Raw genomic sequence first — 14929 nt, 5'->3', positions numbered from 1 at the left:
TAAGCAACGTGTCCCAGAGGCGGGCAACGCTGTCAACGCGTCACCCGGGGCATCCGTCGGACGTCAGGCCAGTTCGACCCCGGTTTCCGCCGCCCACGCGGTCAGCACGCCGCGCAGGTCGCGCGGCGGATGCGCGAGCCACTCCACCATGCGCTGGCGCAGCGTTCCTGCATCGAGCGAGCGGACCATCGCCTTCAGCGGCCCGATCGCGGCAGGGGTGATCGACAGCCGGTCGATGCCCAGCCCGATCAACGCCATCGCCTCCAGCGGCCGCCCACCCATCTCGCCGCACACGCCCAGGTCCACGCCTGCCGCACGACACGGTGCGACGAGGCGGGCGAGGAAGCGCAGGATCGACGGGCTGAGCCAGTCGTAGCGCTCCGCCAGCTTCGGATTGGCGCGATCGGCGGCGAAGAGGAACTGGGTCAGATCGTTGGTGCCGACCGACAGGAACTGCACCCTGGGCAGCAGGATATCGAGCTGTTCGGCAAGCGCCGGCACCTCCAGCATCGCGCCGTAGCGGATGTCGGTCGGCAGCCGCTTGCCGCGCGCGCCGATCCACGCGCGCTGAGCCTCGAACAGCGCCTTGGCCTCGTCGAATTCCCACGGTTCGCTGACCATCGGGAACATCACGTTGAGAACGCGCCCGGCGGCGGCGTCGATCAGCGCGCGCGCCTGCGCCTTCATCAGCCCGTCGCGTTCGAGCGCGAGGCGGAGCGCGCGCCAGCCCATCGCGGGATTTTCCTCGTCCCCGGCCTCGACCACCAGGTAGGGCAAAGCCTTGTCGCCGCCGATGTCGACGGTGCGAAAGACCACCGGCTTGTCGCCGGCGGCGTCGAGCACCTCCTTGTACAGCCGCTGCTGGCGCTCGCGCTGGGGGAGCGAGGAGGAAATGAGGAACTGGAATTCTGTGCGGAACAGCCCGATGCCGTCGGCGCCGGTAATGTCGAGCGCGGCGACGTCGTCGCGCAGCCCCGCGTTCACCATCAGCGTCACGCGCTCGTCGTCCCTGGTCACCGGCGGCACGTCGCGCAGCGCGGCAAACGCCGCCTTGCGCTTCTGGCGGGTGGCCAGCTTGCCCTCGAACGCTTCCTCCATCGCCGCCGACGGCCGCACGAAGACGTTCGCCTCGGTCGAATCGAGCAGCAGCATGTCGCCCTCCGCGATCGTCCGCCGCACGTCGCGCACCCGGCCGAGCACCGGCACCCCCATCGCGCGCGCGACGATGGTGACGTGCGCGGTCAGCGATCCTTCCTCCAGCACCACGCCCTTCAGCCGGCGCTTGTCATATTCCAGCAGTTCGGCCGGACCCAGGTTGCGCGCGATCAGGATCGTGTCCTGACGCAGCCCCATCTGCGCGGCGGTGCCCATCTGGCCCGAGACGATGCGCAGCAGCCGGTTCGACAGATCCTCCAGATCGTGCATGCGATCGGCGAGCAGCGGATCGTCGATCTGGCGCATCCGCTGGCGCGTGCGCTGCTGCACCCGCTCGATCGCGGCCTCGGCCGTCAGCCCGCTGTCGATCGCCTCGTTGATCCGGCGGCTCCAGCCCTCGTCATAGGCGAACATCTTGTAGGTCGCGAGCACCTCGTCATGCTCGCCCGCGGTGCCGAATTCGGCCTCATGGGTCATCCGGTCGATCTGCGCGCGCATCTTGTCGAACGCGGCATAGACGCGGTGGCGCTCGGCGTCGGTGTCCTCGGCGACGGTATGCTCGATGGTGATCCGCGGCTGGTGAAAGACCGCGAAGCCTGCGCCCATGCCCTCGACCAGTTTCAGCCCCGGCAGCCGCACCGACGCGGTCGATTGCGGCCGATTGCCCGCGCCGGTCGCGACGTCGATCAGCCCGGCGTTGGCGATGAGTTCGCTGAGCACCATCGCGACGGTCTGCAACGCCTCGATCTCGACATCCTGATAACGGCGCGGATCGACGTGCTGGACCGCCAGCACCCCCACCGACCGTTCGCGCCGGATGATCGGCACGCCGGCGAAGCTGTGGAACCGATCCTCCCCCGTCTCGGGATTGTGGACGAAATTGGGATGGCTGGTCGCCTCGTCGAGATTGAGCACCTCGACATCCGCGGCGATCGTGCCGACCAGCCCCTCGCCCAGCGCCAGCTTGGTGACGTGCACCGCCTCCTGCGCGAGGCCCCGGGTGGCGTAGAGTTCGAGCAGCCCCTCGCGCAGCAGATAGATCGAGCAGACCTCGCTGCCGATCGTCTCGCCGATGATCTGGACGACCGCGTTCAGCTTGGCCTGCGGCGGCGTGCGCCCGGCCATCACGTCGTGAAGGCGGACGAGGATTTCGCGGGCGGAGGCGGCGGCCGATAGCATGCGCCACTCGCTATCAGATGGGGAGCGTGGGTGCCACGCAACAAAAGTTTGGGACGCGGGCGCCGGAGGGGAAGGTCACTGGAAAGTCACGCCCGGACGCATTCTCCTCGAGTCCGGCCGGGACGAGAACGGGGGTTTGTCCGCGTAGCCCGCATGGCGGGGGTGCGACGTGTAGGACAGCGGCAACTTGCGGGCTGGCGCGTGGGCATTCTGAAGCGGAACTCTGATACCGGAAAGCGTGCTGAAATGCGTCGGCAGGCGAGTCGCGTCAGAACCGACCGGTTGTGACACTTGTCCGCTTTCGACCCAAGAGCGAACGTTCGCGATGAGTAAATCGCAGGTTTTTGCCTCTGCCTGAAAATGGCGAAAGACCCTACAGCTCCGTCATGCGTGTATGTAGTGCACAGTGATCGCGTACACCCACAACTAGGGATTTTTGAAGTCAATTGGCGGAGCCTGCGCCGAAACACCGATCAACCCAGACTTCACGGGTCCAACGTGATGTGCTGGTTCACTGTACACAATCTCGTCATAAGAAACGTTGACTTTTTCGCCAGAGATCGGTGTTACTCTGCCAACAACTATCTGACGGACATTGGCTTTATCTAACTCTGTCGCCAGTCGGCGAAGTGGTATTCGTTCATCCGTTTCGGGTAGAAGATTTGCAAAACACAATCCTACCTTAGTCAATATCCAAATACTAGATTGCATCATAGCAGTGTCGACTTTGAATTTTATTACTATGCCGTGACGGGTACCGACCATAAACCCGTTCAAGTTCTCGTCCGGTTTGAAATTGTGACTTGTTCCGCTTGCCCCACTTACCAATCCAAGGTCGCTAAGGTGAAGTCCAGTAATATACATTTCTCCGGTATTCCAATCAGGCGGTGTCACTATATATTTTTGAACCCTATTCTCTAGAACCTTATGAAACTGTGCGAGGGACTGCTGATCTATTTCGCCAGCAAGGCGTAACACGGATTTAGAAAATGTACCTGGCCGCTTGATTTCACCAGCAAGAATAGCCGCTAAACGATCCCGCAGTTGCTCGGATGATGCATTTTCAGCTTCATGCGTAAATGCATTCATGAAATCGGCGGAGGGCTCCTCGGCTGGCTTACCTTCGGTCTCTGCATCAGCTTGCGCCTCGATTTTGACTGCCGCTGCCGTGGCAACCGCCTCTACGTTTTCTTGCTTCCGAAAGGTGTCGCCGAGAAAACGTGCCTTTGCTCTCTCAATCTGCTCGGGATCAGTTAAGGCCTGCCGGCCAACCTCCTCTGCTAGCATCATGTTGACACGAGAGCGCCCCTCAATCGTGTCGAGATTTTCCCGAACATTCTGGAAATAGGGATGAGCTATCGTACCAGCTAGCCATCGAATGATAACGCGTTGAGCATGGCCTTTCAGAGTGGAAGGTAAACCAGTTTGCTTTACGATCATTGCGAGTGTGCCATTATGGCCAGCGGTAGGCTCTTCTGTCATCCTGCTTCCTATCTTCGCTTGAGCTGGCGCACACCGGTTACGTAATTGAATCAGGTAAAACATAAAGGGGCAAGGGCAGCATAGTTTAACCCCTTCGAAGCCGCGAGCGTGCGGGGTGACGGCGTATCGAGCACTGGGGGTCGCAGGCGCCCCGCACTGAGTTGCAGGAGCCTAAGCGGACATAATTGCCGAGGTGTCACAATCGAACGGTTACGACATTTGGGGTAGGCTCGATTCCTTCGGCGCCCCGCGAACCACCCCCCGGAACAGCCCGCTCAGCCTCCCCTCAGTCGAACAGCCCGTCCTGGCTTCCCGCCGGCGGGTTCAGCCCCAGATGCTTCCACCCGCCGGCATTCAGGCAGCGGCCGCGGGCGGTGCGGGCGACCAGGCCGAGTTGGATGAGATAGGGTTCGATCACTTCCTCGATCGTGTCGCGCGGTTCGCTGAGGCCGGCCGCGAGCGTTTCCACGCCGACCGGGCCGCCGCGATAGATGTCGGCGATCATGTTCAGATACCGGCGGTCCATCGCATCGAGGCCGAGTGCGTCGACTTCCAGCCGCAGCAGCGCGGCGTCGGCGACTCGCGCATCGACCACCGCGTCGCCGGCGACGTCGGCGAAGTCGCGGACGCGGCGGAGCAGGCGTCCGGCGATGCGCGGGGTGCCGCGCGCGCGGCGCGCGATCTCGATGGCGCCGTCGGGGGCGATGGCAAGGCCGAGCAGCCCGGCGGCGCGGGTGACGACGCGGGTGAGTTCGTCGACGGTGTAGAATTGCAGCCGCACCGGGATACCGAACCGGTCGCGCAACGGCGTCGTGAGCAACCCCTGACGCGTCGTCGCGCCGACGAGCGTGAAGCGCGGCAGGTCGATGCGGACCGACCGGGCGGACGGTCCCTCGCCGATCATCAGGTCCAGCGCGCGATCCTCCATCGCGGGGTAGAGGATTTCCTCGACCGCAGGCTGGAGCCGGTGGATTTCGTCGATGAAGAGGACGTCGCCATCCTCCAGATTGGTCAGCAGCGCGGCGAGATCGCCGGACTTGGCGATCACCGGGCCGGAGGTGGCGCGGAACCCCACCCCCATCTCGCGCGCGACGATCTGCGCCAGCGTGGTCTTGCCGAGGCCGGGCGGGCCGAACAGCAGGACGTGATCGAGCGCCTCCCCGCGCTGTCTGGCCGCGGCGACGAAGATGCGCAAATTCTCGCGCGCGACCTTCTGCCCGACGAATTCGTCGAGCGTCTTGGGGCGCAGCGCGGCGTCGATGTCTTCGGGCTTGCGCGCCGGGGCGAGGAGGCGGTCGTCGGTCATGGCGCAGGGGTCGTACTATCGTTCACCGATGTGCGACACCGCCGATCGCATGGGCCGGCCGAATCAGGACGGCTTCCCGAGTTTCGCCTTCAACCCGGCAAGCGCGCCGAACGGCCGGGCCTCGTCCTCGCCGAACACGCCGGCCGCGCGCAACGCCGCCGCGGCTTCGGGCGCACGCGGAAAGGGATCGAGGGCCAGCGCCATCGTCTCCGCCGCGGCTTCGCCCAGGTCGATCCCGCCGTCCTCGATCGGCAGCGTGTCGAGCGCGTCGTCGGACAGTTCGACCTCCTCCTCGCCAGCCGCGAGATCGTCGACGAAGCGCAGCGTGACCGCCTCCGCCACGGTTGCGGGGATCGGTTCGCCGGTGACCGAGCAGGCCTGCACCACCTGCGCGGCGACGTCTCCGGTGGCGACGATCGCCGCACCGTCGCGGCGCACCGCGAACCGCGCGGTCAGCGAGTCGATCGCGATCAGCGCGAAGCGCGCGGCCAGGCGGCGGCGTTCGTCGGCATCGGCCTCGATCGCGATCATGCGATCACCCTCGCCGATCGTGTCGATCGCGATGGGGCGGGCGAATTCGGCAGGCACGGTCATCCAAGCTCTCCTTCGATCACCTGCGCCGCCGGCAGGCCTGCGAGCGCGGCATGCCATGCGAGCAGCGCGTCGCGGACATGCGCGAGGGCTGCGGGCGCGGGCGCCTCCCCCCGGTAGAGGTTGCGGACCAGCGCGTCGTCGATCGCGCCGCGCGCCAGCCCTTCGCGATAGGCACCCAGCCGGCCGCCGAGCATCGCCATCATCTTGCCGATATGCTTGCCGACGACGATGTCGCCGATCCCCATCTGGCGAAGCTGGCCGTCCATGTCGTCGACGAAACGCTCGGCCAGGGCCGCCGACGGACCAGCCCCCTCCGGCACCCCCTCCAGCCGCAGCAGGACGAAGGAGAGGACCGCGGCGATCATGTCGAACCGTCCGTCCACGGTATCGGGCACGCCCCCGTCGAGATACCAGTGCGGCGCGCGCGCCCTTGCCACCACCGCATTGTAGAGCGGGAGCATCGCCTCATCCCGCTTCGATCCGAACATCGTCGCCAACCAGCCCAAGATACATCCCTTCGCCGCGCACGCCCGGCATATGCTTGTCTGCCCGCGCATCCTCGCATATCGAAGCGATCGGCCGCCGATGCAATCGCATGGGGATCACATCGCGGGCGGGGGCCGTGTAAGCCTGTACCCATCTGCGGAGAAATCTCGTGAGCCTGTTCCCCATCCCGCGTGCCGCCAAGGCATGGCTCGGCGTTTTCTGCGCGGGCGCGCTGAGCGTCGGCGGCTGCTCCCCGCTGCCGTCGCATCAGGGCTATATCGTCGATGCCGACCTCGTGAATTCGGTCCAGCCGGGCGTCGACAATCGCGAATCGGTGCTCCAGACGCTGGGTCGCCCGAGCTTCGCCAGCCAGTTCAACCAGGGTGACTGGTATTATATCGCGCGCGAAAGCCGCGCTTACGGGTTCCAGAAGCCGAACCCCAAGGCGCAGCTGACGCTGCAGATCACCTTCGACGCCGCCGGCACGGTCACCGCGATCCGCCGCGGATCGGCCGAGCAGATCGCGTCGATCAGCCCGGACAGCAAGAAGACCCCGACGCTGGGCCGCGAGCGCAGCTTCTTCTCCGACCTGTTCGGCAATATCGGCACGGTAGGTGCGCCGGGTGCCGGCGGACAGGGGCCGGGCCAGGGTGGCGGCGGCGGCGGGCGCGACACGCCGTAATAGCCCGTTACGCGGTCGCCACGGCTCGACAGGATTTGGCCGCGCCGCGTTTACGCGTCGGCGCGGCCGTGCCGTGCTTGGGTCGGCACCGGTCCCGAAAGGGGGTTTAAGGACCATCCGCGCAACGCCCTTGCGGTGATTTGGTTCGAACCCTTTCGAAATTTCCATTCCGGCGCCTGCCTCACCGCATCGTGAAGCGCACCTGATCGACGACCCGGCCGGTGAGATCGACCAGCCGCAGGCGGTGCAGCCCGGGGCCGGGGAGTATCATCGGCCGCGCGTCGGCGGGGCCAAGATCGCGCGCGTCGAGGACGATGCGGTGGCGCGAGGCATCGCCCGATACCGCGATCGCCACGCGTTGGCGGTCGATGGGGATGTCGGGGTCCAGCGCATAGACACTGCCCGCGGCGGGATTGACGAAGCGGGGGCGGCGCGCGGCGGCGGGAGCAGCGGCGATCACGCTCTGCGCGGTGCCGCGCACGAACCATTCGCGCCTTGGCGCCTCGCGCGCATCGGCAAAGACGATCCGGCGCGATTCCACCGAGGCGGGCGGGGCCGGGGACATGCGGCCCGCCTCGATCGCCATCATCACGTCGCGCCACACCGGCGCCGCGCCGCTGGTGCCCGATACGCCGCGCATCGGATCGCCCTCCGCATTGCCGATCCACACGCCGACGGTGAAAAGCGGGGTGAAGCCGATGCACCAATTGTCGCGCATCCCCTTCGACGTGCCGGTCTTCACCGCGGCGCGAAACGGCAGGCGGAGTGCCGAATCGCTGCCGAACGTGGCGGCGCGGGCATCGTTGTCGGCGAGCATGTCGGTGACGATGAAGGCGGCGGCGGGGGTGGTCGTCACCCGGTCGCGGCCGCGGCGGTCGGCAGCGGTGAGACGCAGCGGCGACCAGAGTCCGCCGCGGGCCAGCGTGCGATAGGCCGCGACCTGCTCGGCCAGCGTCACCTCGGCCGAGCCGAGCGCAAGCGAAAAGCCGTAATGGCCGCCATCCTCGACCAGGCCGCGGTAGCCGCTGTCCCACAGGCGGTCGCGGAACGGTTCGACCCCGACCAGCAGCAGGGTACGCACCGCCGGCACGTTCAGCGATCCCGCCAGCGCCACGCGCGCGGACACCGGCCCCTTGAACCCGCGATCGTAATTCTGGGGCACGTACAGCCCCGATGCGGTGTCGAGCTGCACCGGCGAATCGTCGAGGATGGAGGCGGCGGTCAGATAGCGGCGCTCGATCGCCTGCGCATAGAGGAAGGGTTTGAGCGTCGATCCCGCCTGCCGATAGGCGCGGGCGTTGTCGACCGCAGGTGCGGTGGACGTGCCGCCGACGCCGCCGACCCAGGCAAGCACGTCGCCGCTGGCATTGTCCGCGACGATCACCGCGCCGTCGCGGGCGCGGGTGCCGCCCAGCCCCTGCAACTGGCGGGCCAGCGCCGCGGTCGCGAGGCGCTGGATCGCGGCGTCGAGCGTGGTGCGAACCCGTGCGCCGGGGCGGGTCAGCAGGTGGCCGGCGAGATGCGGCGCGAGGCCGGGGTCGAGCGCAAGCGTGCGCGCCGGGCCGGACATTGCCGCAGCGGCGCCCGCGAACCGGGTACAGTCGCGCGTCCCCGACAGCGTGCAGGCGCGGCGGGCGAGCGCAGCGGGCGGCGCCTGCGGCTGCGGCAACAGCGCGGCGAGCAGCAGCGCATCGTCGCGGGAAAGCGCCGCGGGCGTCTTGCCGAACAGCCCGAGCGCCGCGGCGCCGATCCCCTGCGCCTCGCCACGGAACCCCGCGAGGTTCAGATACGCCTCCAGAATCTGGTCCTTCGACCAATGCGCCTCCAGCGCCTGCGCCGCGCGCGCCTGGCCCAGCTTGGCGCGCCAGCCCCGGCGGCCCGGCGTGTCGAGCGCGGGCACGAGATAGCCTGCGACCTGCATCGAGAGCGTGCTGGCGCCGCGCGGCGGGCGGCCCGCTATCCGATCGCGCAGGGCGGCGGCTACGGCGATCCAGTCGATGCCGCCATGCGCAGCGAATCGGTGATCCTCGGCCGCGACGATGGTGCGTGCGACGACCGGCGCGACGGCAGCCAGCGGCGTCCAGGCCAGGCGGCGGCGCGCGAAATCGACCCGTGCCGAATCGATCAGAACACCGTGGCGATCGTAGAGCCAGGCCTCCGACGGACGCCAGGCGGCGCGCACGGCGGCATAGGCCGGGAGGGGTGGCGGGAGCGTCGCCATGTCGGCGACACCCAGCGTCAGGACGAGCAACGCGCCTGCGCCCAGCGCGGTGCGCACGCCGCGGGTCACCGATCCGCCACCGCCACCCCGGCATTGGGCAGCGCGGCATGGATCGCGGGATCGTACATCGCCTCCACGCGGGTCGGCGGCAAGCTGAAACGGCCGGCGCCGTTCAGACGCACCGTATACGCGATCCGGGTGCGACCGCGCGGCAGCCAGGCGAAATAGCCGCGCCAGGCGTCGCGCCCGCGCTCGACATAGGAAGGCCCCGGCCCCGCGGCGCCCGAACCCGCATCGAGCATCTGCGACTGACCGCCCAGATCGCCGATGATCGTCGCGCCCGCGGGCACGGGATCGCTGACGACGACCCAGTTACGCTCGGCATTCGCATCGACCGCGATGGTGATGCGCAGCACGTCGCCGCGGGTCAGCCGCCCGGCGTGGCGCGCCTGCACGATTTCGACCCGTCGCGTGATCCGGTATCCTGCGAACAGCGGCGCGCGTAGCGGCACGGCGGCACGGATCGCGACGCTTGCCCACGGTCCTGCTCCCCCCGATTGGCTCAGCGACAGCGTGGCGCGGGCGGGCAGCGCGAACGACGCGGCCCGCGCCTGCGGCGCCAACGGCCAGCCCTTGGCGATGCTCCGCCCCGCCAGCGACAGCGTGGTCGTGCCCGCGATCGCCTGTGCGGGATAGGTTCGCGCGAATCGGCGCACCGCCAGCGACCCCCAGGCGTTGGCGGGCGTCGTGTCCCAATGGCCGCGGCGCTGGCGTGCAGCGAAGCCCGTCATCATCCGCGGCGCCTCGTCCTGCCAACCGACGCGGCCGATCGCCAGCAGCGCCGCCCGCGCCGCGGTCTCGTCCGCCGATTGCATCAGCCACCATGCGGCGTCGCCCTGGTCGGACAGGTCCAGCCTCGTGCCCTCATAGGCGAGTCGTCCGCGCAGCACGGTTTCGGCCTGGGCGCGCAGGGCGGCGGCATTGGCCAGGCCGGGGATGCGGTCGATCGCGGCGATCCAGTCGATCAGCGCCCCGCTCGGCATCTCGGCCGCGCCCATGCCGATCTGGCCGAGCATCGCCGGGGTCGCGGCACCGGCGCGGGCCAGCGCGGCCAGCGCCGCGACCTTGCGCAGACGGACGTCGCCGTAATCCTCCTGGGCGAGGCGGCCGTCGAGCACCGCTTTCAGCGCCTCGATCATCCGGGCGCGGGCGGTGTCGGGCACCGCCAGCCCGGCTTCGGCGGTGAGCGAGAGGACGTAGGACGTCAGCGCCTCCGACCCGTTCAGCGATCCGCTGGGCCAATAGCGCAGCAGCCCGTCGGGCGCCTGATAGGTCGGCAGCGCCCCCGCCAGCCGGGTCCAGGCCGCCATGTCGCCCAGCGCCACCGCGCGTGACAATTGCTGTTCGAAGCACTGATACGGATAGGCCGCCATATAGGCGCGGACCCCGGCGAGCGGCGGCGCGAGCGTATCGGCAAGCGCTATATCGACCGATCCGCGATCGGGCAGCGCGCCGGCGGGTGCCGCGATCGGGATGGTCGTCGCCGCGCCGACCCGCGCCAGCGTCGCGGCCCAGGTCTCGACGGGGATCGCAGCCACGACGTCCTGGGTCGCGGTGATGCGGTCGGCGGCGCGGCCGTCGGCGGTGCGCGCCGACACCTGCCAGCGCAGGGTATCGACACCTTCGGGCGCGGTGAGGTTCCAGGCGATCGGCACCGCGCCCCCCGCCGGGATCGTCACCGTGATCGCACGCCCGTTCGCGACCCGCGGCGTGACCGCGACCGTTGCGGTCACCGTCATCGCGCGCGTCGATCCGTTGCGCAGCGTGAACCCCGCGGCGTAGAAATCGCCGGTGCGCACGAGCGGCGGCAGCCCGGCGTAGAGCGACAGATCCTGCGTGCTGCGGATGTCCGCCTGACCCGTGCCGAACAGCGCCTGCCCCTCGGTCGCCACCGCGACGAGGCGGAACGACGACAGGGCGTCCGACAGCGGCACCGCGACGCGTGCGCGCCCCTGCGCATCCAGCGGCAGCGTACCGCGCCAGAGCAGCACCGGCTGGAAATTCTCACGGTTGAGCGCCGACGCATCGCCGCCGCCGCCGCCCGCCTCCACCGCCTTGCGGCCGTAATGCCGTTTGCCGACGACCTGCATCTGCGCGGTCGAGGTCAGCACCGACAGCGCGCGCTCGCCCATCATCGCGCCGAGGACGTCCCAGGATTCGTTGGGGGCAAGCTGGAGCAGCGCCTGATCGACCGCGACGAAGGCGACGTCGGCGGAGCGCGCCGGGGTGCCGTCCGGGCGGCGGACGCGGACCGCCACCTGCGCGACATCGCGCGCGGCGTAGCGCGCGCGATCGGCCTTCACCGCGACATCGAGGCGGTGTCCCTCCCACCCGACCTTCACCCTGGCGACGCCCATGCGATAGGCAGGCTTGGCGAGATCGACCAAGGCTGTCGGCGGCGGCGCGTCGTCCGGCCCGCGAACCAGCCCCAGGCTGCGGCCGAGTCCGCGCAGCCACGACCAGAAGCCCGGTTCGACCCGCCCGCGCACCGCGAGCACGGACACGAAGACGTCGGGCGCATAGGCGGCGGGCATCTTCACCTCCACGACCGGATCCTTGCCGGACACCTGCGTGACGTAGCTGGCGAGGACACCTTCGCGCTCGACCGTGACCAGCGCGGTGGCGGCACGAAACGGCATGCGCACCTGGAAGCGCGCGGTCTCACCCGCCTTGTACGAGGTTCGCTCCGGCACCAGGTCCATGCGGTCGCCGTTGTCGCCGCCGAACCACCAGTCGTCGTCCCCCGCCAGCCATACCGGTCGCACCGCGCGCGCGACATTGCCGTCGGCGTCCTTCGCGGTCGCCACGGCATAGACTTCCCCCGATACGCCGGGGTCGATCGTGCAGCCCGCAAACCCTTGCGCGTCGGTCTTCGCATCGCACGTCGCGTCGAGGCGGGTCGTGCGCATTTGATTATCATAGGCATAGAAGCCGCCGATCAGCCGCCGCCGCGCGGTAAGGATCTGACGGCTGTAGAGCGCCACCGCGACCCGCTGGCCACCGATCGGCCTGCCCTGGGTATCGAGCGCGACGAAGCGCAGTCGCAGATCGTCCTGCTTCATCATCCAGCCATCGGTGCGCAGGCCCAGTTGCACCGCGGACGGCAGGATCGGGATGGTGCGCGAGGCGGTCAGCACCTCGCCATTGGCGTCGCGGTAATCCATCTCGACGCGCATGTCGGCCTGCGCGTCGAGCGGCGGCATGGGGATGGCGGTGCGCCGGGTGCCGTCGGCACCGAGCGTGACGGGCAGCGTCTGCGCCGGCGGCAGCGCGACCGGCGTGTCATTGCCCTCGCCATCGAGCGCGCGGACGCCTTCGCTGACCGCGGTTCCGCCGAAAGTATAGGTCTCATAGCCCTCCGGCGTGCCGCCGTGCTGGGACCAGCCGATGCGCAGATCGACCGCCAGGTTCGACGCGCCGCCGCCCGAGAGATAGCCCGCGAACAGGTCGAGCGGCAGCGACTTCGGCCGGACCGCCGCCTCGCGCGGGCCGGAGACGCTCGCGCGCATCGTCGGCAGGCGGTATTCGTCAACCTTGAACGACTGTCCGGTGTAGAGCGTATTGCCGTCGGCCATCACGACCTGAACGTCGTAATCGCCCATCGGCGCGGCGGCAGGCGCGGTCCAGCTGCTTTCGCCGCGGCCACGTGCGTCGATGGCGAGCGGCAGATCGAACTGGGTTTCCGATCCGCGGTGCGACAGCCGCAACTGCGCCTTGAACCCCGCAGGGATCACGAAGCCCTGCCCCGCCGGCCGGCGGACCACGTGCTTCATGTGGATCGTCTCGCCCTGGCGCACGAGCATGCGGTCGAAGATCGTGTGGACCTTGGCCGTGGGCACTTCGTAGCCATAAGGCATTTCGAAATCGTAGGGGCGCAGCCCCTCTCCCCAGTGCGTCGTCGCGAAGCCGAAATCGCCGCTCGTGCGCGCCGAGATCATCAGCGGATGCGCCTCGCCATCGCAGCTTCCGTAGGTTTCGGGCTGGGGCAGTCCGGCCGGGATCATCAACCCGCCGCTGCGATCGGTGCGCCCCTTCGCCAGCGCGCGGCCGGTACAGGCGTCGCTGACCTGGACGTCGGCGCCCGCGACCGGCCTGCCGCTGCCGAGCGAGGTGACCCAGGCGAGACTGCGCTCGCGCCCCCATTTGAAGTGGACGCTCAGATCGGTGACCAGCGCCGCGGTCGCGACGTAGCGCGGCGCATCGCGGCCGAGGAGCGCACGGCCGAGCGTTCGGCTTTCCAGCTCCACCACGTAGAAGCCGGGCTTGCCCAGCGGGATGCCGACGACCTCGAAATCGCGGCCCTTGCCGGGTAGCGGCACCGCCAGCGGCGTACCCTGACCGGTCGGCAGGATCGACGCGGCGGCGGTGCGGTTGATGCGGGTGCCGTCCTTGCCTTCGTCGATAGTCGTTTCGTCGGCATCCGCGACGGTGCGCAGCCAGAGTGCGACCTCCCGATCGGAATCGCCCACCCGCAGCGTACGGCCCCCGATCGGGGAAACGCGACCGCGCAACCCGGGCTCGACGTTGCGGACGGTGACGGGCAATACGCCGCCCTGCGCGGCTTCGAGGATGCCGAATTTCGCCGCGAACTTCACCAGCGGCGGCGCGCGGTCGAAGCGGATCGCGAGCGGGAAGCGCGCTGCATTGGCGAGCGGACGCCCGCTTTCGTCGCGCAAGTCGCGCGGCATCTCGACTCGCGCCGCGACATCGGCGGGTAGCGGCGCTGCGAAGGTCAGGTCGGCGATCGTGGCGCGCTTGGCCTCGTCGTCACCGATTTTCGGCGCGATGGTGCGGCCGTCGGCCAGACGGATGCGAACCGCGCGCGCGTCGACCAGCCTTATGGGCGCGGTGAGGCGGACATGCGCCGGCTCGACCGGGCTGCACCCGGCCTGCGGATTGACCCGCGAACATTCGAAGCGCGCGGTGAACGGCTGGCGAACGGTGAAGTCGAAACGGCGAACCGTGCCCGCGCGCTTGCCCGAGGCGCCGGCGATGTCCGCCCCCCAGACGAGCGCCACGTCCTGACCCGGCGGCAACGCGCGGCGGCAGCGCAGCGCCACGACTCCGGCGAGCATACGCTTCCGGTCCGCGGCACTGGCCGGGATCGCATCGGGCAGGCCGGCCTCGTCCAGGAAGCGCTGGACCGGCCACATGCCGGTATCCATCGCACCGAGCACTTTGGACGGCACGTCACTGCCGAGCACATCGACGGGCACCTTCTCGCCGATGCCTTGAATCGCGCAATAGGCATGTGCCACGATCGACTCGCGCGTCGCCGGCATGTTGGTGGCGACGAGGAATGTCTGGTCCTCCTCGATCTCGCCGCCGCTGCCATCGGCGGCCGGCAGGATCGCGCGCGCCGACGGTCCGCCCGCATCGACGGTGAAGCGACGCTGCCCGCTCAGCGCGACACCCGCGACGTAGCGCACGCCGTCGCGCGCGTCGAACGTGCAGGTCGTGCCGCCCGCCAGCGGTGCGGCGAAATCATAGACCCAGCTTTGTGCATCGACCCAGCGGCCCGAGCCCGTGCAGGCGGTGGCGAAGGGCGCCGCCGCGCGTGGGTCGCCCAGCGGGACCATCGGCTGGCTGAAGCGTAGCGTGAACCGCTCGATCGCGCCTGCGCCGCCGCCGGTTCCTGGCACGGCCAGGATGACGTGCGGGCTGGAATCGCCGAGCGCAGCGACGGGCGCGAATGCGAGCGCCAGCATCGTCACCCGCCCCCACAGCCGCATCGTCGCCTCCCCCTAGCTGAGCGCCAAGCTAA

Annotated in this window: 8 protein-coding genes; 1 reads left to right on the top strand and 7 read right to left on the bottom strand. The window is 69.1% G+C overall.

Translation table 11 applies throughout. From position 1 onward, the window contains the following. Positions 1-63: 63 nt before the first annotated feature. The 5 genes from ptsP to VF643_RS07440 all read right to left on the bottom strand — a co-directional run bounded on the left by ptsP (position 64) and on the right by VF643_RS07440 (position 6204). On the bottom strand, positions 64-2334 hold the full coding sequence (gene ptsP, locus VF643_RS07460; protein WP_331042736.1) for a phosphoenolpyruvate--protein phosphotransferase: 2271 nt from the start codon (positions 2332-2334) through the stop codon (positions 64-66). Between the two features lie 426 nt (positions 2335-2760). Next, positions 2761-3816, bottom strand: coding sequence for a DUF2806 domain-containing protein (locus VF643_RS07455; protein WP_331042735.1), 1056 nt, complete (start codon positions 3814-3816; stop codon positions 2761-2763). A gap of 286 nt (positions 3817-4102) precedes the next feature. After that, a complete protein-coding gene (gene ruvB, locus VF643_RS07450) occupies positions 4103-5122 on the bottom strand; it encodes a Holliday junction branch migration DNA helicase RuvB (protein WP_331042734.1) in 1020 nt (339 codons plus the stop codon). A 63-nt stretch (positions 5123-5185) separates the two neighbouring features. Then, positions 5186-5716 carry a DUF177 domain-containing protein gene (locus VF643_RS07445; RefSeq protein WP_331042733.1) on the bottom strand — a complete coding sequence of 177 codons (531 nt, stop codon included), beginning with the start codon at positions 5714-5716 and terminating at the stop codon, positions 5186-5188. Then, positions 5713-6204 carry a ubiquinol-cytochrome C chaperone family protein gene (locus tag VF643_RS07440; RefSeq protein WP_331042801.1) on the bottom strand — a complete coding sequence of 164 codons (492 nt, stop codon included), beginning with the start codon at positions 6202-6204 and terminating at the stop codon, positions 5713-5715. The genes VF643_RS07445 and VF643_RS07440 overlap by 4 nt, the downstream gene beginning before the upstream one ends. Positions 6205-6377: 173 nt before the next feature. Between VF643_RS07440 and VF643_RS07435 the strand changes: the two genes are divergently transcribed. Continuing rightward, complete coding sequence (locus tag VF643_RS07435) at positions 6378-6884, top strand: outer membrane protein assembly factor BamE (protein ID WP_414713817.1); 507 nt, start codon at positions 6378-6380, stop codon at positions 6882-6884. Between the two features lie 181 nt (positions 6885-7065). On the opposite strand, the gene pbpC is transcribed toward VF643_RS07435, so the two are convergent. Further along, positions 7066-9105 carry a penicillin-binding protein 1C gene (pbpC, locus tag VF643_RS07430; RefSeq protein WP_331042799.1) on the bottom strand — a complete coding sequence of 680 codons (2040 nt, stop codon included), beginning with the start codon at positions 9103-9105 and terminating at the stop codon, positions 7066-7068. Positions 9106-9170: 65 nt separating this feature from the next. Beyond that, a complete protein-coding gene (locus VF643_RS07425) occupies positions 9171-14897 on the bottom strand; it encodes an alpha-2-macroglobulin family protein (RefSeq protein ID WP_331042732.1) in 5727 nt (1908 codons plus the stop codon). Between the last annotated feature and the right edge of the window lie 32 nt (positions 14898-14929).

Origin of the sequence: Sphingomonas sp., from assembly GCF_036387595.1 — a bacterium.
GTDB lineage: Bacteria > Pseudomonadota > Alphaproteobacteria > Sphingomonadales > Sphingomonadaceae > Sphingomonas.
Note: the sequence above shows the minus strand (reverse complement) of the source record. Positions and strands in the feature narration are given on the sequence as shown.